1 pseudogene is annotated in these 392 nt (G+C 66.8%); it reads left to right on the forward strand.

The features are described 5' to 3' along the window. A pseudogene (locus JYA52_RS07485) lies at positions 1 to 392 on the forward strand (hypothetical protein); the annotation flags it as partial.

Consider the following 392-nt stretch of genomic DNA (forward strand, 5'->3'; position numbering starts at 1 on the left):
AGAAACGCAAAGCGGCCGAGTTCTGCGAAAACGGCGCCAAGGCGGTGGCGGAGGAGAACACCCTCCGCACCGTGGGTGCGGAGTTCTGGGCCCGGCACTCCATCGCGGAACTGTCGGAGAAGACGGAGTACTGGCTGGGCTACCAGGGCAGGCTCAGCGAGCCGGTGGTGATCCGGGAAGGGGACACCCACTATTCGCCGATCTCCTGGGCGGACGCCTTCGGGCTCATCGGCGAGCACATCAGGGCCAGCACGCCGTCGAACATCCCGAGGCGGGCGTGCGCGTCCACAACGTCTTGGCGGGACCACGGCGGCACGTTCCCAAGGAGCAGCTGCCTGACATGGTGCCCAGCATGGTCGCTGAGATCGAAAGAATCTGCGGGCGGCAGCCGC

This window comes from Arthrobacter pascens (genome assembly GCF_017052465.1).
Taxonomy (GTDB): Bacteria; Actinomycetota; Actinomycetes; order Actinomycetales; family Micrococcaceae; genus Arthrobacter; species Arthrobacter pascens.